Consider the following 18,991-nt stretch of genomic DNA (forward strand, 5'->3'; position numbering starts at 1 on the left):
TAACATGCCCTTGTCACCCGGAACTCCTCCGTTTGTCACCCTGAGCGTACCGGGCCGCCGGGAGGTCGAAGGGGCGTGTGAGAAGCGGCTAACATGCCTTGTCACCCTGAGCGAAGCCGAAGGGACGTGTACAGAAGCATCTAACATGTGCCTTCGACTGCGCTCAGGCTGACAGAAAAACTAAGGTGACAAAAAAACGCAGGGTGACAAGACGAAATACATCTTAAATCATACAAAAACGAACGATATGAAAAGCATTTTAAACGAAATCATTGCGGGTAACAAAAAAGTGGAACAGGCTGAGAAACAGGCGGCCATTGCGGAAATCAACAACCCCGCAACAAAACCAAGCAGACGTAACTTTTTACGAAACTCTGCCCTCGGCGGGATTGCGCTGGGTGGCTTTATGTCCATGTCGACCGAGGATACCATTGCACAAGCGACCTCGAAAGTGAGCCGGGCTTCGAAACCTTCGGATCTGAAAATAACCGATCTCAGGTATTGCATTGTTCAGAATGTGGGCCGCACGCCCATTATCCGCATTGATACCAACCAGGGAATATATGGTCTCGGAGAAGTGCGCGACGGCGCCGACGAGCGTTATGCATTGAGTTTGAAAGCACATTTGCTCGGCCACAATCCCTGTAACGTCGAGCAATTATTTAAATCGATCAAGCAATTCGGCTTCCACGGGAGACAGGCCGGTGGCGTTTGCGCTGTTGAAATGGCACTTTGGGACCTCTGCGGAAAAGCTTACGGCGTTCCCTGCTGGCAGTTGCTGGGCGGCAGGTATCGTGACAAAGTAAGGCTGTACGCAGATACCCCCGAGTCGAACGATCTGAATGAGTTTAAAGAGAAGATCAAATTCCGCACGCAGGACCAGGGCTACACCTGGCTGAAAATGGACGTTTCGATCGGTATGCTGCGCAACAGTGAAAATGCGGTCGTCAACAATAAATTCTGGGGCGGCGGCTTCTCGCAGTGGGCGGGGGATTACCATTCTTACGCCAATACCAAACACCCTTTCACCGCCATTCAGATCACTCAAAAAGGACTGGATGAAATGGCGAGGGTTGTGGAAGATGTGCGTAGTGTGATCGGTTACGAAATTCCACTTTCCACCGACCATTACGGGCATTTTGATATCAATAACGGCATTCGGCTCGGAAAGGCGCTGGATAAATACCGCCTCGCGTGGCTGGAAGATATGGTACCCTGGGAATATACCGATCAGTGGAAAACGATTTCGGACGCGCTGGAAACGCCCACGCTGACCGGCGAGGATATTTATCTCCGGGAAGGTTTCAAAGCCCTGATCGAAAAGCGTGCGGTAGATATTGTGCATCCGGACCTGGCTTCGTCGGGCGGTTTGCTGGAAACCAAACGCATTGGCGACTACGCGGAAGAGCACGGAATCGCGATGGCGATGCACTTTGCGGGAACGCCGGTAAGTTTTATGGCTAATGTACATTGCGCAGCGGCGACCCAGAATTTTCTTGCATTGGAACACCATTCTGTGGATGTTCCATGGTGGGAAAGCCTGGTGAAAACGACCGACGGACGCAAGCTGATCGACAAAGGTTATGCGCCCGTGCCGCTGGAAGCGCCGGGACTGGGCATTGAACTCGTTGACGAAGAGGTCAAAAAGCATTTGAACCCGAAAGACAAAAGCTTCTTCGCCCCCACTCCCGACTGGAACGATAAACGCTCGCACGACCGGCTTTGGAGCTAATCAATATGGTAGCCGGACATTCAGGTCCGGCTATATCATATTCCTCATTTCTGACAGCTGTTCGCTGTATTCAACAATACCAACCTGTTTTTTAAAGAAGAATTAGTGTTTACTTTACATAAGCGATGTTAGCTTTTTCGACTTATGATCTCTTATTTAAAGAAAACCTTTCCCAATTCTTTCAATCCGCAGACGATACTTTTCTTCTTTCATAATTTTTTCATCAACGTCGGCACTACACTGGTTTACGTTTCTGCCAATGTCCTGCTGCTTGAAAATCACCCCGAATACTCACTTCCGATTGCATATATAGCGGCTGCGCTGGCGGTGATGGCGGCCGGGAAAATATATGAATATTTTGAACATCACCTGCTGCTCAAACGACTGAGCCTGGGCACGATGGTTTCGTCCCTGTTCATGGTTTTGGTGGTCATGGTATTGCTCTGGCTGGGCCACGGAATCGCGACTGCTATTGCTGTCATGGTCGGTTACCGGATCATTTATCTGCTGATCAATCTTGAATTCTGGGGACTTTCGGCGCTTGTTTTTGATGTACGCCAAAGTAAGAGGCTGTTCAGCGTGATCGGTTCGGGGGATATGCCTGCAAAAGCGCTGGGTGCTGTTTTAGCAGTGCTGATCCACTCCCCTTCCGTGCTCATGATCCTGCTTGTGATCTCGCTGATTTTCTTTGCGTTAGCTTTTTACACACAGTTACTTACATTCAGATTTACTGATATTCCGAATCCGCATCACGCACGTCCGCGGCAGGTTTCCGAGTCCGATTCCAAGATCATTCAGAAATATTTCGGCGGCAACAAATTGCTGACTTCGCTCTGCCTGGGAATGGTAGCGATCGCAGCGGCTGCGACGTGGATCGAGTACCATTTTTTTGTGAATGTCAAATACAAATTTCACAGCCAGCACGATGTGATCGTGTTCGTGGGCACATTGCTGGCGGCTACTTACGGTATTTCGACGATTGTTAAATTGCTGTTTTCGGGTAAAACCGTCGAGCGTTTTGGCGTGAAGCTGACGCTATATCTGCTGCCTCTCACTACTATTTTCATCTCACTCGGACTGCTGATTTCTTCCTATTTCCGCAAAGATGAACCTTCGTTACTTTTCTACTACTGCGCTGCTTACTTACTATTCGAGCTCGTCAGGAGAACCATTTTTGACCCGGTTTTCCTTGTGCTTTTCCAGCCGCTTTCTACCAAGACCCGCTTGAAAGGGCATACTTTGGCCAAAGGATTATTTGAGCCAATGGGAATGCTGATCGCCGGTCTGCTGCTTTGGATCGTGTATTCTCAGCACCTGAGCAATATCAGCCTGACCTTCGACCTTTCGCTTTTGTTCGCGATCGTTGCCCTTTTCATATTCCGCAAAGCCTACGGACACTACATTCAGGAGTTGAAATCGGCGATCGGGAAGCGATTTATCAGAAGTGGTGAAATGCCCTCACCCGCCGAAGCATTGCCTATCATTACCGAAAACCTTAAAAGCGAGCGTAAAGAAGAGGTATTGAATGCGATTGAGTGGCTGGCTAAAAACAAGGTTTCACTGTTTCGCAAGAATGTGGATCTGCTACTTCAAAATCCTGCGGTACAAGTTCGGCTGAAAACCTTGCAGACGCTGGCCACACTTGAAAAGCCGGAGTTATCTGCCTCTTTTGTTCATTACATCGAAGCCGAACCGGACACGGCCTGCCAGACGCTGGCTGTTCGCATTGCCTGTTCTACCTCCCGCATTTCCGACGAACAGCTCGCCGGATTCCTCGCTCACCCGGATCTTGATATCGTCAAAGGCTGCATCATCGGCTGCTGGGAAGCTGGAAAAGCATTGCCGCTCGTCCATGGTACCCTACGTAAAATGTTCCTTTCAGCATTGGACGCACAGCAGCTAGCGGCGCTCGAATGTGTGAGAATAATCGGTATTCATTCCCACGAAGAGCACATTAAGAACTGCACAAAAAACGGTAGTCCGCAGGTACGTAATCTGGCTTTGGAAGTTGCAGCAGGCTCGGGATCTGCCCAATTATTACGCGAATTGAAACCGATGCTGAGCAGCTCACTGTCGCGCCCAACCGTTATCGCCCTGATCAAATCGGGCGATTCCGGGATAAGAATTGTGGAAGAATGGTTGCGTAATGACGAGTCAGGCGAGCATATCAGCATACTCATTAAAGTGGCTGAACGCACCAAACACGAATTTATACTTCAAATACTTTTTGACCTAATTAAAAATATCTACCTGAATAAAAGTTCAAATAATAAAATAAGTATAGATACACGGTATAAGATCGATACTTTTATAAAGCTAGACGCATTGAAAGTGCTGACAAACTATTTGTTGGTCGCTGATTATAAAGAAGTTGTAGCCACTTTCGTTGAGCAGGACCTGGTACATGCGTCACTGCTTCTATCTGGCATCGATGATACCAATGCTGACAAATCCTGGAATGAGTCGCTGGAATATGAACTGGAACTGACCGGGCAGCGGCTGTTTTACCTTTTCATGATGCAATATGATAAGGATTCGGTGCAGAATGCGTGGCGCGGGATCCGGCATGCGAGTAAGGAAAAAAGGGCTAATTCGCTCGAAATGATCGAGAGCTTACTACCACGAACACTGTACCCGGCTTTGCACGCGATATTTGAAAATATACCTGTTCAGAAAAAACGCGACGCGCTGCGGCAATACGTCGGAAATCAGGAAGCTGTCGTTTCGATCATCCCCTACATATTAACCCACGCTGATCACACTTTTACAAGCTGGACAGTCGCATTGGCGATCCGGCAGTTTGATCCGCAACAACACGATCCGGTGAGTTTGCAGCTTCTAGCCAACCACCCGTCTCGCCTGATCAGGGATGCAGTCAGTGAAAAATTTGCGCAGCTGGCACTTGATCCGAACCTGAAATTCAGCACTAACATTCCTATGAAACATACAGAAAGCACGCAGACTATCTCCGAAATGGAGCGCGTGATCGTACTAAAAAGCACGCAGCTATTTTCCCAAACTCCCGAGAATGTGCTGAGCTCGATCGCACCGATTATGAAAGAGGTGACGTACAGCGAAGGCCAGCAAATCTTCGCAAAAGGCGATCTGGGCGATTCCATGTATATCATTTACACCGGTACGGTCGGGATTTACGATGGTAAAAAGCAGCTCGCCTTGTTCGATAAGGGAGAGATATTCGGGGAGCTGGCATTGCTGGATACCGAGCCAAGATCGGCAACTACGATCGCGGAAACCGATGTTTTGATCTTCCGCATTGATCAGGAAGATTTCTTTGAATTAATGGAAGAACGCGACGAGATACTGAGGAACGTTCTGCGGATTTTGTGCCAGCGGATCCGGGTTCAGAATGAGAAAATGCGGTTGCAGGGCTGATATTCTAATTTCAAGCCTCCAAAATCCTTCTGATCGAATTAAGGTGCGCCGCTTTTTGCTGATCTCGTCTTTCCCCCTGGGAGGTGGTCCAATAGGAATGGGATTCGAAAAACCGTACCTGGGTTTGATTCCATTCCGTTACGCTGCTCACCATTTCGCGCGCTTTCAGTTCTTCGAAAAGACTGGCGGAAACAGGCTCAAAATCCGCCCGACCGAGATAGTCAAGGTCCGCGTCACATAGTATGCATTCCAGCTGATTTTGAGGGATTTGCGGAACTTTCGTAGCAAGGATCAGACCGCAGATCTTATCTATCTCCGCATTTGAATAGTCAAAATCCGGAAGCACTTTCCGAGCGATCACGCAACTTTTCTCTTCGTGCCCTTTATACACATTCATAAAACCGCTATCATGGTAGAGCGCGGCGGTTTCGAGTATTTGTAAACTTTCCTGATCGGCAACCCCTTCCAGCTCTGCGATTTCCAATGCAGCATTCACCACGTCGAGCGTATGGTGCAGACCGTGGTAGTAAAGCTCCAGCGGCAACCCGGTCCGCATTTCTTCAATGATAAATTCTCTGGCTTTTTCAACATCCATATTATTCCAGAACTTCGTAGATCATAACCGGATTTTCCTTGTTTTTGAGGTTCATTTCTCCAACCGGATTACATTGAAATGCCTCTTTAATCAGCTGATAAGCCGCTTCTGCAACCACAACCTGGCCTGGTTTTGCGATAGATTGCAGCCGCTGCGCCACATTCACCACATCGCCGATCACCGTATAATCCAGCCTTTTTAATGCAGCCGAACCAATATTGCCCGAAACCATTTCACCCGAATTGATACCGATAGAAACTTTCGGCAGGTACCCCGACTGATCCGATAATTCTTCCTTGAAACCATTAATATGATTCCGCACAGCGAGTGACGATTCAACCGCTCTGTCCAGGTGATAATCGCCCCGAAACACGGCCATTACGGCGTCTCCCATGAATTTATCGACCAACCCACCCTGCGCGATGATCTCTTTTACCATCACATCGAAGTACTTATTGATCAACTTCACCACCCTGTCGGGCGGCTCTTTTTCAGAGATCGAAGTGAATCCGCACATATCCATAAATACCACCGTACCGTTGATAGTCTCGCTCGTCATCAGCGACTTTTCAAAGGTATCCTGGGTCATAAATTGCAGCACAGAAGAATCGACGTACATGCGCAGAATGTCATTTTCACGTACTGCTTTTAGCGTTTCTTTCAACTGGGCCACATAATGGAGCGTTTTCTCCATCGTCACTTCCAGGTCTTTGAAATCGATAGGCTTGGTCAGGAAATCGAATGCGCCGCGGTTCATCGCCGTGCGGATATTATCCATATCCCCGTAAGCCGAAACGATCACCGATTTGAGGATCGGACTGATCTCTCCAAGTCGGATTAGGAGCGTCAAACCGTCCATTTCTGGCATATTGATATCGCTGAGAACCATATCGATATCCGGATTTACGGCGAGTACTTCGAGGGCCCTGAATCCATTTTCGGCAAACAAAAACTCGTATTCCTGTTCCCGGATCTGCCTCCTGAACTTTTGCTTGATCAGCAGCTGTAAATCCGCCTCATCGTCCACTACCAGTATTTTGGCTTTCATAAAATGCTGAGCAATTTCTCTTTTAATTCAACAAAATTGACGGGTTTCGTCAGGAAATCGTCCGCGCCGAGCTGCATCGCCTGATCGTGGTTTGCGCTATCTCCGTAGGCTGTGATCATCATCACCTGGGGCGGGGCCGCAGGATGGTCCGTCCGTATCTTTCTGAGCAACTCAATCCCGCTCATGCCGGGCATATTGATATCCGAAAGGATCATGACCACTTCGGAAGGATGCGCTTGCAGATAGGAAAGCGCTTCTTCGCCCGAAAAAGAGAACGAAAACTGGAATTGACCGCTGCGTATTTCCTTCCTGAATTTTTGTTCAAAAAGTGACTTCACGTCTTCTTCATCGTCTACAACCAGGATTTTCATAGTATTCAGTTTTAAACTGCAAGTGCAAATTATGCCTCCTGCGTTTCGTTAATAGGGATCGTGATGCGAAATTCCGTCCTTTCACCCGGCACAGATTCTACATCGAGCACGCCGCCGTGGCCATTTGTGATAATATCGTAGCTCATGGATAGCCCAAGTCCGGTGCCCTGGCCCGTAGGTTTGGTAGTAAAAAAAGGCTGGAATATCTTGGCTTTGACGTGCTCGGGCATTCCCGTACCATTGTCGGTTACGCGGATATATAGTTTGTTGGCAAATTTTTTGGTACTGATCTTCACTTCCGGCCGGTAATCACCTAGATTTCCTTCCTCGATCAACTTCCTTTTCTTATCCGCCACTGCGTAAAATGCATTGGTGAAAAGATTAAGGAAAACCCGGCCCAGATCCTGCGGCAGCACATTTATCTTTCCTATTGTCGGGTCAAAATCAGTGACGAGCGCGGCATTGAACTCCTTGTCCTTCGCCCGCAGTCCGTGGTAAGCCAGGCGCATATATTCGTCAGCCAGCGAGTTGATCTCCACCGGCTCCTTCTGCCCCGAAGATGCCCTTGAATGCTGTAACATCCCTTTTACGATCGAATCTGCGCGCTTTCCGTGGTGCGTAATCTTCTGCTGGTTCTGGCTCAGATCGGCGATAATTTCTTTGATATATTCCTTGTCCGAGTCGCCCAGCGCAGACTTATCAATTTCCTCTTCCAACTCCTGACAAAGCTCCACCGAGACCTCCGAAAAGTTATTGACAAAGTTGAGCGGGTTCTGTATTTCGTGCGCAATTCCAGCTGTCAGCTCTCCCAGGGATGCCATTTTTTCGCTCTGTATCAGCTGGTTCTGGGTGGATTTAAGTTCTTCGATCGTTTTTTGAAGCTCCTCCTTTTGTAAAGTCAGCTCATAGGTGCGCTCGCTCACCAGGTATTCGAGCGACTCTTTCTGCGCCTTGCTCGCCTGCTCCTCCCGCAGCCTGTCTTCACGTTCCTTTTGGAGTACCTTCATTTGCTTCCTGGCATAAAACCAGATAAAAAAACACAGCACGAAGGCGAATGCGACGGCTATATCGAAACCGCTGTCATATTTTTTATAGAAATCAGGAGATAATGCGCGGGTAGCATCCCGGATCATGCATAGCCCTATAAATGGCAATATGGTCTGCGCAGTTGCGCGAAGCGTTTTGAAAAAATCGTCGGTGAATATGACGACTATGATCAATACCAGGAACGCGTTCCAGATCCAGTTGAACCAGTGCGGTGTCTCGGTAGCGTAGAAAACTGCCACCAAAGCGATGCTGGTGTACCTGCCGATCACCAGTCGCTTGTCCCATTCAGGATGTTGCGTGGCGGTTTGTAAAGAAGTCCGGATGTATTGGATCAGGAAAAAGGAAACGAGGAAATAATCCATGCAAGGCAGGGTGACTGTTTATTCTTTCGGAATAAAATGATTGTGCAGCAAAGTAAATATTTTCCGTTAAATAACCCATTCAGCTGCAATTACCCTAAATCCCTAAAGGGACTTCTGCGATATACATGACAGAAGCAAAAGCCCCTCCCAGGGGTTTGGGGTGGGGTCACGCTTTGGCGTAGACTTCGTTCTTTATCAGTTTCATATTGTTCAGCTGAGGGATCGCCAATACCTTACTCCTTGGCACAACTCCGCGGGTGATCCAGTTTTGCACCCTGCTTACTTTGAGATGATGGATTCGGGAATATTCGGAAATGGTGATCCATTCGTGAAGATCGTATTCTGCTCCTTCAACAACTATTTTCACGTTTTGCAGTTGCTGTAATTCATTCAGAGCCTCTCTGATTTCTGCGATTTTTTGCCTGGCGCTGTCCTTAATGTCTTGCCAGAATGGTTTCAACTCACTCTTCTCAGAATCTGTCAATGCATGATACCAATCAGCAAATTCAGATCTGATGACCGGAATATCTTCTTTCCCGGCACTTTTCAGCGCAGCCACATATTGGTCTACCTTAGTTTTGAAATCTTCTCTCATAATTTCCTATTCAAAATCACTCAATGACCGTAACATTTCTCTCAGTCTGATCGCTTCTTTTATCAAGTCATTAAACTCTTCATCAGGCAAATCTTCCAGCGGGATCAATAAATCGATTTCTAGCTCGGCTAATCTGGTAGTGATGATTTCAATTAATTCCTCTTGCCTGGACTTTTTTGCCATATATAGTGTGTAATTATCCTCAAACATAAAGACTGTAAAGTTTATATACAATAATTACTGTATACAAACTTTACATTGTCGCGCTACATGCACAATGCGCACTTTCGCACAAACGTGTCCGAATACGAACGAAAATCAGCAGCTCACTACATTTAATCAGCTAATAAACAAGATCTTACAAAACTGGCATATATTTTATACCTAGAACTATGTAATGCATTGTACTATCAGTTAGCCATAAAATTTCAATCCTACCGATTCAAACGTCTGCCCTATGTTCCAAAATTATTTCAAGATCGCCTGGCGCAACCTGCTCCGCAACCGCGCGTTTTCTGCTATCAATATCGTAGGACTGGCGATCGGGCTCTCCTCCTGCATGCTGATCAGCCTGTACGTGATCGACGAACTTAGTTACGACCGTTTCAATGAAAAGGCAGACCAGATCGTTCGCGTTGTTTTCAAAGGCTCGATGATGGGTGGAAAATTCAATGAAGCGCACGTCATGCCGCCGACCGCAGCTGCATTAAAAGCGGATTACCCCGAAGTACTGGAATCTACACGCCTCCGGCAGGGAGGCTCACCGGTCATTTCCATGCACGATAAACTGTACACTGACAACAGGTTAGCATACGTCGACCTCAATTTCTTTCAGGTTTTCACGCTGCCCTTTTTATCCGGAAACAGCGAAGCTGCCCTGTCAGACCCGAATGCGATCGTGATCAGCGAATCGCTGGCGCGGAAGTTTTTTGGAAATGCGGATGCCGTAGGCAAGTTGCTGACATTCAAGGGATCGAGCGACAAAGCCAGGATCGCAGGCGTTTTCAAGGATATACCCCGCAATTCACATTTCCGGTTCGATATTTTTGCCTCACTCGTCAACTCGGCAGATGCGAAATCAACTTCGTGGATGCAATCCGAGTTCTTCACTTACCTGGTTTTGCCAAAAGATTATGATTACAAAAAGCTGGAAGCCAAACTGCCTGCGACAGTGGAAAAATACATGGGGCCGCAGGTTCAGGTTGCGTTTGGAATGAGTTTCAACGAGTTCCGTAAAAAAGGAAACGTGATCGGACTGTACTTGCAGCCGCTTACCGATATTCATTTGAAGTCGGATTTTCAGTACGATCTGGGCGATAACGGGGATATCCGCTACGTGTATATATTCGGGGCGGTGGCGACGATCATGCTGCTGATCGCCTGCATCAATTTCATGAACCTTTCGACAGCCAGCTCTTCCAAGCGAGCCAAGGAAATCGGCGTCCGTAAAGTAATGGGTTCGGCAAAACGCGAACTGGTTTTGCAATTCCTTACCGAGTCGGTTCTGATCACGTTCCTGGCGATGACGATCGCGATCTTAATAGGAGTTGCAACACTTCCATTATTTAATACACTGGCGGATAAAGAACTGGCAATCAATATGGAAACCATTCCTGCAATTGTTGCTTACTTCATTCTGTTCGGTTTATTCGTCGGCTTTTTTGCAGGAAGTTACCCGGCGTTTTTTCTTTCCTCATTCAAACCAATATCTGTTTTAAAAGGCAATATCGCCGGCAGCCTTTCAAACGGGTCGAAAGGGTTTAGTATGCGCAGCGGGCTCGTTGTGTTTCAGTTTGGTATCTCTATTGTGCTGATCATCGGTACATTAGTGGTTTACAATCAATTGAGATTTATACAAAACAAAAAGCTCGGCTACGATAAGGAACAGGTACTGGTACTGCCCGAGACCTGGGCATTGGGCAAAAATCAGGAGGCTTTCAAAAATGAGCTGCTCTCCGACAGCCGCATAGCAAAGGTAAGCTTGTCGGGTTACCTGCCGGCCGGCCCTTCCTACAACAACAACTTCTCCATTTACCCCGAATCGCGGTCAACTGAATTGGTTAAATCGCTGCGTTATGATATTGACTATGATTATATACCGACGCTGGGAATGAAGCTGGTGGAAGGGCGGAATTTTTCGAGGGAATTTGGGACTGATTCTTCGGCGATCATTATCAACCAAACTGCCGCCCGGACCATGGGCTGGAAAGACAATGCGGTAAACCACATTATCCATAACACGCTCAATGGAGGGAAAAATCTGACTTATGTGGTAATCGGGGTTGTTGAAGATTTCCACTTCCGATCATTCCACGAGCCGATTGCGCCGCTGGTAATGGTATTGGGCAAAGGCTCCGGCACAATGATCGCCAAGGTAAAGACTGACGATATCCCCAGCCTCGTTTCCAGCCTTGAAAAAAAATGGAATGCATTCAAGCCTGATCTCCCGTTTACCTATTCATTCCTCGACGACCGTTTTAACGAAACTTACAAAGCGGAGCAGAAAACGGGCAAGATCCTGGGAATATTTACTGGTCTGACCATTTTCGTGGCTTGTCTGGGACTTTTCGGCCTGGCTACTTTCACCGCAGAGCAGCGTACCAAGGAGATCGGTGTCCGCAAAGTACTGGGCGCCTCGGTACCGGGCATTGTGGTATTGCTATCGCGTGACTTTATGAAGTTGGTTTGCATCGCCATGCTAATCGCCGCACCGGTCGCGTGGTGGGTTATGAATAAATGGTTGCAGGATTTCGCTTACAAAATTGAGATTACGTGGTGGATGTTTGGCCTGGCTGGCATTTTATCCCTGGCAGTGGCTTTACTTACCGTTTCTTTCCAATCTGTAAAAGCGGCGCTGATGAACCCCGTCAAATCACTACGGGCTGAGTAACCGGCGCTGATGTGAAAGTTGTATTTCGGTGTGGAATAATTATTTAAACGCTTTTTCTCATCACAAAATCAACAACTGAAATGGCACAAAATGCGGAGATAATCGAAGCGCTCAACGATCTGATCGTGATCAATAATGACCGACTTGCGGGATATGAAAAAGCCTATGACGAGACCAACGAAATAGAGAATGACCTGCGGGCGCTCTTCAATACACTGGGAGACCAGAGCCGCGTGCACGTGATCGAGCTGAGCGACGAGGTAGTAAGCCTGGGAGGCGAGCCGGAGACGGGAACGATGACCTCGGGCAAGTTATATCGGGTCTGGATGGATATTCGCGCTGTTTTCACGTTCGATAACCGACGGGCTGTACTTGAAAATGCCGAAGGAATTGAGGATGCCGCACGAAAAGCTTATGAAGAGGCGCTCAGATCCATGGAATTTCCTGCTGACATCAACCAAATGCTTTTAAGGCAGCAAAATGCGATCACCTCCACGCACGACACCATCATGAAAGAAAGGGATCGCCAGCGGGATATTCCGAAATATCCATTGACAACGTAGAAAAGCCGGTTCGTCCGGCTTTTTTTTTAGGCTTTGAGTTGATTGATAATCTTGCCTGGTTCCCAAAATCTGCGGACTTTACTCGTATCGATTTTTCTTCTCGCAATAGCCAGGTCGTATTGTTCCTGAACGGTAAGCCAGAATTCAGCACTGGTATTGGCAAATGCAGTAGAGAGCCGGAGCGCCATTTCCGGGGTGACGCTTTGCTTTCCGTTGATAATGGCCGATAACGTTTTGCGGGTCACGCCAAGTCCGTCTGCAACTTCCCCGATGGTCAGTTTCTGATTAGTCTCCTCCCTGAGTCCTTCAATTGTTTCCCGTATCAATTCGCCCGGGTGAGCAGGGTCAAATAGTGCCATGATTTCTAATTAATGATAGTCTACATAATCTACGTCAAAGACGTTTTCACCATCAAACCGGAAGATAATCCGGTAGTTTCCCGTAACGCGTACGGAATAAAAGCCTCGCAGGTTGCCGCTCAGCTGATGAAAATGATAGCCCGGCTGATTCATTTCAACGGGACTTCTGGCGCTGTCTAAACGCGTCAAAATGAGCCTGATCCTGGCGATTTGCTGATTTGGTAGTTTCGATCTGTCTCCTTTTTGTGCGTATAGTTCCAGCCCTTTATGTTTGAAAGTAACAATCATAAACGCTGTATAACATGTAACGTTCCAAGTTACAGTAAACATTTCAAAAATAAATTTTTAATTTCCTGTAACCTTTCCCAGTTCCCTCAGTTATCACGTCAGAATCACCACAAAAAGAACCGACTGCTTGAATACGCTCACCGATAATTCACTGATGTTACGGGTAAAGGCCGGCGATCTGGATAAGATGGGCTTGCTGTTTGAGCGGTACAACCGGCCTCTGTTCGCGTTTTTTTATCACATGACACATAAAGCCGACGCGAGCGAAGACCTGGTTCAGAATGTGTTTTACCGAATGCTGAAATACAAGCATACGTTCACAGGCGAAGGTGAATTCAGGTCGTGGATGTATTATCTGGCGAGAAACGTGCTGAATGATTCGGTTAAGCAGAACAAAGGGTTGAACCACGCGGATATCAGCGATTTCGCTGACAGCCTGGGCGGCGGGATATTGGCCGATGAAGGGTTTGAAAAACAGCAGGACAAGGATTTACTGCACCAGGCTATGGGCGGCCTTTCTGCTGAGCACCGCGAAGTACTCGTTTTGAGCAGGTTCCAGGAATTGAAATACGATGAAATAGCCAAAGTGCTGAATATCAATGAAGGTACAGTGAAAGTGCGGGTACACAGGGCTTTGGGAGAATTAAAAAAAAGGTTTTTCACTAATGAAAGCAGATAAAAAAATGCATTGCGAGCAATCTAAGGAGCGATTAACGGACTGGCTTCATAACCGGCTCAGCAAACCGGAACAGATGGAAATCAACAGCCACCTGGCCGAATGCGTGAGCTGCCAGGAAGAGTTCGCGGCTGACAAGCAGCTTTGGAATAGTTTGGGGAAAATCAATGTTCCCGAGCCACGCGAGTCGATGCGGGCCAACTTTTACACGATGCTGGATGAATTTAAAGAAGCAGAAAAAAGCGAAGCCGGTTTTTCGTGGCAAGATTTGGTAGATAGGATACGGAACTGGGTATTACCGCAATGGACTGTCCAGCTGGCATTTAGCTTACTATTGGTTGGTCTCGGCTGGGCGATCGGGTACAAAACCACGCAGAAGAAAAATCAATCAGCGGCTTATCAACAGCAAATAGAAACGCTGGCGGCGCAGGTTCAGGATATGAAAAGTACGATGATGTTGTCGCTGATCGAGAACCCTTCTGCTACTGAGCGATTGCGGGCGGTTGGTTATACCAGTGATATTGCGCAAGCCGACGAACGCGTGATAGATGCGCTTTTTGCCACACTCAATAACGACGACAACGTGAATGTGCGGCTGGTAACGCTGGAAGCACTGACCCAATATGCCGACAATCCGCTGGTGAGGAGCGGGCTGGTGAAGTCACTTTCGAAACAGGATTCGCCGATGGTACAGGCCGCGCTGGCTGATGTGATGGTGAAGTTGCAGGAAAAACGCTCTATCAAGGCTTTGAAGACCCTTTTGAAAAAAGAAGGGCTGGATAATCTGGTCAAGAACAAAATCGAGCAGTCGATCAGGGATTTATCTTAAATAACCATAATCAATCTGTTAGCCATGAAAATTCTTGCAATCCCCCTGCTGGCGGGAGCGGTACTTTGCTGTACCCAATCCCCGGCCCAAAAGCTGGAATTCAGCGACCACGTGAAGAAAGAGTTTACCCTTTCCCAGAATGCCGCCGGCAGTACGCTGGCCATTTACAATATCAATGGTTCTATCAAAGTAGAAGGTTACGATGGCGATAAGGTGATCCTGGAAATCGACAAAAAGATTACCGCGAAATCCAAAGAAGTGCTGGAAGAGGGTAAGAACCAGTTTAAAGTAGAATTTGATCAAAAGGCGGACAGTATCATCGCCTATATTGCCGATCCTTTCGATTCTCGTCCAACCAGAGGCCGCAAGAACTGGAATGGTCCGAAGATCGAGTACCATTTCGAGCTGAATTTCACCGTCAAAGTCCCCTATTCGCTCAACCTGCAGGTTTCAACTGTTAACGGCGGCGACGTGACCATCTATAATGTGACGGGCGCACTGGGCGTGAACAATGTGAACGGGGCGATTAAAGTTGCGAATGCAAAGGGGGCGGCGAAGGTGAGTACGGTAAATGGAAATGTAGAAGCCAACTTCGTGACTTTGCCTCCCGGCGAATCAGATTTTAAAACTTTAAACGGGGATATTAAGATTACTTATCCCTCGGCACTTTCGGCCGATTGCCAGTTTAAAAGTTTTAACGGGAAGTTTTATACAGATTTTCCAGCTGAACCGCTGCCTGCCCGCGTGGTGAAGAACCTTGAAACGAGCAACAGCAAGACCGTTTACAAACTCAATACGGAAACGTATATCCGCATTGGTAAGGGCGGCCCGACCTACAAGTTTGAAACATTTAACGGCAATATTTATCTCAAAAAGCAATCATAAATAAAATGAAAACCAAGCAAATTTTAGCCCTCGCACTATCGATTTCCCTGTCACTTGGAAGCACTGCACTACTGGCGCAAAACGATCCCAAAGAGACGATCACAGTCCCTCTTTCCGATCCTTCCAAAGCCGGCTCGCTGAAAGTAAATCTGCTGAACGGATCGATCCGGATCAGCGGGTATGCGGGGAAAGATGTGGTGATCGAAGCGACTTCCAAAGGCTCGGATAATTCAGATAAACCGAAGGACGAACAAGCTTCCGGAATGCGGCGGATCGTAGCGAGCAACGGTATCCAACTGACCGCGACGGAGGAAAATAATGCGATCACCGTGAGCACCAAATTTGTCAACAAAACGATGAACCTGCACATCAAAGTACCACAGAAATTTGGCCTGAAGGCGACGACGGTCAACGACGGAAATATCATCGTGGAGAACGTTTCGGGCGAGCTTGAAATTGCGAATGTAAACGGAGATATTACGCTCACCAACGTGGCGGGATCAGCCGTTGCCAACACCATAAACGGTGCCCTCAAAGCTACCTTCAAGACGATAGATTCAAACTCGCCGATGGCCTTTTCAACCCTTAATGGAAACGTCGATGTAACCCTGCCGGCCGCGGCCAAATTTGATGTGAAGATCAAATCTGACCGCGGGGAAATTTACAGCGACTTTGATATCAGCATAGACAAAAGCCAGCCCCAGGCTACGCGCTCCAAGCAAGACGGAATGTTCCAAGTGTCGGTCGAAGACTGGGTGAAGGGCAAGGTAAATGGCGGCGGCAGTGAGATCATGATAAAGAATATGAATGGCAATATTTACGTCAGAAAAGCCAAATAACAGCGGCTGAGATTTTGCCAGAAGAACGGGCCTTTCCCTGCGCCCAACGCTATTCAATCGTAGCGCCCAACTCGAAGAGCATTTTAGACAGCTCTTCGAGTTTTTTTGTTTTAACGGAAGCCAGAATCTGCTCTGAGGTCGCCTCGGCGGAAGCAATAGCTTCGGTCAAAATCTTCTTTCCTGCATTGGCCAGCTTCACATAACTCACCCGCGCGTCGCGGCTATTCGCCTCTCTTTTTACCATACCAAGCTTTTCCAAAGGCGACAAAAGCCGGGTAATTCCGGAGGCAGTTAGCCCCACTTTTTCGGCCAGATTGGTGCGTCTCAGCTTCTCGTCGGGCGCTTCTCCTAGGTGGTACAGGATCATAAATTCGTTCAGACTAATACCCAGCGAACTCAGTTTTGAATCGAACTTCTTGATAGTCAACGTCTGCGCGGTAGTGAGGTTTAGAAAGAATTTTAATGATTGAGATATAGCTGCCATATATTTGAAATGTACTTGATAAAAGGTTGATATATACTTGACAACTCAAATATATATCAAATAAATAGAATCGTTATCTTCTTATTAAACAATTATTTACGATTTGGAGAAATAAAAAGAATGTTTCACGTGGCACTTCTAGCCTGAATGTGCACGGAGCAGCTGGCGGTAGCTGTTTAGGACGCTGGACTTGGAAATAAACCCTAAAAATTCGCCGTTTGCCTTGACTACCGGAAGGTTCCAGGCACCGGTTTCATCAAACTTTTTCACCACGCTCACCACACTGTCGAAGTCACTGATCACAGCTGCCGGCACCTTCATTAGGCTCTCGACTTCCAGCAAATCGGCGGCTTCGGGATTGAAGAAAAGCGGACGGATATCATCAAGGGAAATGATGCCGGCCAACCGCTTGCCCGAGTCGATCACGGAGATCATATTGCGATGCCCTGTCCGAACTACTTCCGCCAGTTCCTCCGGGGAAGCGTCGCGCCGGATCACCTGCACATCCTTGTCGATGAGGTCGAGGATTTGGAGGAGCGACAGCAGGTTCCGGTCGTGTTCGCGCGTAAATATCTTTCCCTGGTCGGCCAGTTTTTCAAGGTCGGGCGAAACGGATGAGAACCATTTTGCCATAGAAAAGGAGATCACAGACACGACCATGAGCGGGATAAAAAGGTCGTAGCCGGAGGTTGATTCTGCGATCAGGAATATGGCTGTCAGCGGCGCGTACAATACCCCGCTCATCACACCTGCCATTCCTACTATCACGAGGTTATTGGTGGGCACTTCGGTCATGCCGAGCTGTACACAGAGTAGCGCAAACACATACCCCAGCGAGCCGCCGGCGAAGAGCGAGGGCGCAAAGTTCCCCCCGTTTCCGCCACTGAAAATCGTGATGGAAGCAGAGAATGCTTTGAGCAGACAGATCACCGCTACGAACACCAGAACCACCCACTCGCGGTACCCGATAAACCGGAAAAGACTATTCTGCATTACGTCGTGCATCTGCCCGTTCGTGATCGCTTTGATGGTGTCGTAACCCTCGCCAAAGAGCGGCGGATAGAGCACACAAAGTACCGAGAGAATTGCCCCGCCGAGCATCGCTTTTTTGATGCGCGACATTTTCAGATTCTGGAAAAAATGGTCCATTGCTTTTGCGATCAACACGTAATACCGTGCGTACAATCCACACAGAATCCCGAGTGCCAGGTAGTATGGAATGTTGTGGTAATCGAATGCATTTCGCGTCTTGAACTGAAACAAAACTTCTTCCTCTAACAGTATTTTCGAAACCAAGCTTCCGCACACTGCCGCTACGACGAGCGGGATAAAATCGGAGAAAACAACGCCGGTCAGCAGTATCTCAAAAGCGAACATCATACCCGCAATCGGTGCATTGAATGCGGACGCAATTCCGGCCGTGGCACCTGCCGCCAACAGCAACGTACGCTCCCGGTAATCGAGCTTGTAGGTGCGCGCGAAGTTAGAACCAATGGCGGCGCCGGTAACCGCAATCGGACTCTCTAACCCGGCCGATCCGCCGAGCCCCACCGTGATCGCACTCTGCACGATCTGGGAATACATTTTTACAGAAGAAACAATACTTGAATTTTGCGCGATCTCATAAAGTATCGCCGCAATGCCTTTCCTGTCCTGCCCCTTAAATACGAAGATGACGACGAGTGTGGTGATTACGATACCAAGGAAAGGAAACAGCAAATAGAAGAGAATCTGGCGCTCAAAATGGACCTTGTACGTGATGATATAGTGAATGTAATGGACCAGCTCTTTCAATAATACCCCGGCCAACCCACAGGTTATCCCCACAAGCATACCCGAAAGGATCAGGAACTGCGTACGGTTCATCACACTTTTCAGCCAGAACAACAGGATCTCGTAACTCCTCGCTTTTTTCAGGCTGTACCTGGTGAAGTCTCTTCTGTATCGTAAAAAGTTATAGAATTTCTTGATATTGATCTTATTCACCAGCTCAATGTTTTGGGGTCAGTGCGCACGATTTGTAGCGTCGTATTCA

The 18,991-nt window shown here is 47.8% G+C and carries 18 protein-coding genes; 8 read left to right on the forward strand and 10 right to left on the reverse strand.

Going from position 1 to position 18,991, the window contains the following annotated elements; translation table 11 throughout:
• Positions 1-247 precede the first annotated feature (247 nt).
• Positions 248-1,732 carry a mandelate racemase/muconate lactonizing enzyme family protein gene (locus tag LZG94_RS10085; protein ID WP_233791773.1) on the forward strand — a complete coding sequence of 495 codons (1,485 nt, stop codon included), beginning with the start codon at positions 248-250 and terminating at the stop codon, positions 1,730-1,732.
• A gap of 3,054 nt (positions 1,733-4,786) precedes the next feature.
• Complete coding sequence (locus tag LZG94_RS26545; protein WP_409013265.1) at positions 4,787-5,125, forward strand: cyclic nucleotide-binding domain-containing protein; 339 nt, start codon at positions 4,787-4,789, stop codon at positions 5,123-5,125.
• Positions 5,126-5,135: 10 nt separating this feature from the next.
• On the opposite strand, the gene LZG94_RS10095 is transcribed toward LZG94_RS26545, so the two are convergent.
• The 6 genes from LZG94_RS10095 to LZG94_RS10120 form a co-directional block, all read right to left on the reverse strand.
• Complete coding sequence (locus LZG94_RS10095) at positions 5,136-5,720, reverse strand: HD domain-containing protein (RefSeq protein ID WP_233791775.1); 585 nt, start codon at positions 5,718-5,720, stop codon at positions 5,136-5,138.
• Between the two features lies 1 nt (position 5,721).
• The gene (locus tag LZG94_RS10100; protein ID WP_215233263.1) at positions 5,722-6,768 is read right to left on the reverse strand and encodes an adenylate/guanylate cyclase domain-containing response regulator; all 1,047 of its coding nucleotides are present in this window, start codon (positions 6,766-6,768) and stop codon (positions 5,722-5,724) included.
• Positions 6,765-7,139 carry a response regulator gene (locus tag LZG94_RS10105; protein ID WP_215233264.1) on the reverse strand — a complete coding sequence of 125 codons (375 nt, stop codon included), beginning with the start codon at positions 7,137-7,139 and terminating at the stop codon, positions 6,765-6,767. The genes LZG94_RS10100 and LZG94_RS10105 overlap by 4 nt, the downstream gene beginning before the upstream one ends.
• Before the next feature lie 29 nt (positions 7,140-7,168).
• Positions 7,169-8,548, reverse strand: a complete 1,380-nt coding sequence (locus tag LZG94_RS10110; RefSeq protein ID WP_233791776.1) for a sensor histidine kinase — start codon at positions 8,546-8,548, stop codon at positions 7,169-7,171.
• A 166-nt stretch (positions 8,549-8,714) separates the two neighbouring features.
• Positions 8,715-9,143, reverse strand: a complete 429-nt coding sequence (locus LZG94_RS10115; RefSeq protein ID WP_233791777.1) for a hypothetical protein — start codon at positions 9,141-9,143, stop codon at positions 8,715-8,717.
• Positions 9,144-9,149: 6 nt separating this feature from the next.
• A complete protein-coding gene (locus LZG94_RS10120; RefSeq protein WP_233791778.1) occupies positions 9,150-9,326 on the reverse strand; it encodes a hypothetical protein in 177 nt (58 codons plus the stop codon).
• Between the two features lie 274 nt (positions 9,327-9,600).
• On the opposite strand from LZG94_RS10120, the gene LZG94_RS10125 reads away from it, so the two are divergent.
• Positions 9,601-12,033 carry an ABC transporter permease gene (locus LZG94_RS10125; RefSeq protein WP_233791779.1) on the forward strand — a complete coding sequence of 811 codons (2,433 nt, stop codon included), beginning with the start codon at positions 9,601-9,603 and terminating at the stop codon, positions 12,031-12,033.
• 80 nt (positions 12,034-12,113) lie between these two features.
• Entirely contained in the window at positions 12,114-12,596 is a 483-nt protein-coding gene (locus LZG94_RS10130; RefSeq protein ID WP_233791780.1) for a PA2169 family four-helix-bundle protein, read from the forward strand.
• A gap of 26 nt (positions 12,597-12,622) precedes the next feature.
• On the opposite strand, the gene LZG94_RS10135 is transcribed toward LZG94_RS10130, so the two are convergent.
• Both LZG94_RS10135 and LZG94_RS10140 read right to left on the reverse strand, forming a co-directional pair.
• Positions 12,623-12,955, reverse strand: a complete 333-nt coding sequence (locus LZG94_RS10135) for a HigA family addiction module antitoxin (protein WP_215233270.1) — start codon at positions 12,953-12,955, stop codon at positions 12,623-12,625.
• A 9-nt stretch (positions 12,956-12,964) separates the two neighbouring features.
• Positions 12,965-13,243: a type II toxin-antitoxin system RelE/ParE family toxin gene (locus LZG94_RS10140; protein ID WP_233791781.1), complete on the reverse strand. Its 279-nt coding sequence runs from the start codon at positions 13,241-13,243 to the stop codon at positions 12,965-12,967.
• Positions 13,244-13,397: 154 nt separating this feature from the next.
• Between LZG94_RS10140 and LZG94_RS10145 the strand changes: the two genes are divergently transcribed.
• Genes LZG94_RS10145 through LZG94_RS10160 form a run of 4 tightly spaced genes read left to right on the forward strand, consistent with a single transcriptional unit; the run spans position 13,398 to position 16,472 of the window.
• The gene (locus LZG94_RS10145) at positions 13,398-13,922 is read left to right on the forward strand and encodes an RNA polymerase sigma factor (protein ID WP_233792096.1); all 525 of its coding nucleotides are present in this window, start codon (positions 13,398-13,400) and stop codon (positions 13,920-13,922) included.
• Entirely contained in the window at positions 13,909-14,748 is an 840-nt protein-coding gene (locus LZG94_RS10150; RefSeq protein WP_233791782.1) for a HEAT repeat domain-containing protein, read from the forward strand. Before LZG94_RS10145 ends, LZG94_RS10150 begins: the two co-directional genes overlap by 14 nt.
• A 24-nt stretch (positions 14,749-14,772) precedes the next feature.
• Positions 14,773-15,633 carry a DUF4097 family beta strand repeat-containing protein gene (locus LZG94_RS10155; RefSeq protein ID WP_233791783.1) on the forward strand — a complete coding sequence of 287 codons (861 nt, stop codon included), beginning with the start codon at positions 14,773-14,775 and terminating at the stop codon, positions 15,631-15,633.
• 5 nt (positions 15,634-15,638) lie between these two features.
• Entirely contained in the window at positions 15,639-16,472 is an 834-nt protein-coding gene (locus tag LZG94_RS10160; RefSeq protein WP_233791784.1) for a hypothetical protein, read from the forward strand.
• A 49-nt stretch (positions 16,473-16,521) separates the two neighbouring features.
• Here the strand turns inward: LZG94_RS10160 and LZG94_RS10165 are convergent, their stop codons facing one another.
• Both LZG94_RS10165 and LZG94_RS10170 read right to left on the reverse strand, forming a co-directional pair.
• Positions 16,522-16,956 carry a MarR family winged helix-turn-helix transcriptional regulator gene (locus LZG94_RS10165; protein ID WP_233791785.1) on the reverse strand — a complete coding sequence of 145 codons (435 nt, stop codon included), beginning with the start codon at positions 16,954-16,956 and terminating at the stop codon, positions 16,522-16,524.
• Positions 16,957-17,094: 138 nt separating this feature from the next.
• Positions 17,095-18,942, reverse strand: coding sequence for a chloride channel protein (locus LZG94_RS10170; RefSeq protein WP_233791786.1), 1,848 nt, complete (start codon positions 18,940-18,942; stop codon positions 17,095-17,097).
• Between the last annotated feature and the right edge of the window lie 49 nt (positions 18,943-18,991).

This window comes from Dyadobacter sp. CY343, assembly GCF_021390335.1.
In the GTDB taxonomy this organism is placed as follows: domain Bacteria; phylum Bacteroidota; class Bacteroidia; order Cytophagales; family Spirosomataceae; genus Dyadobacter.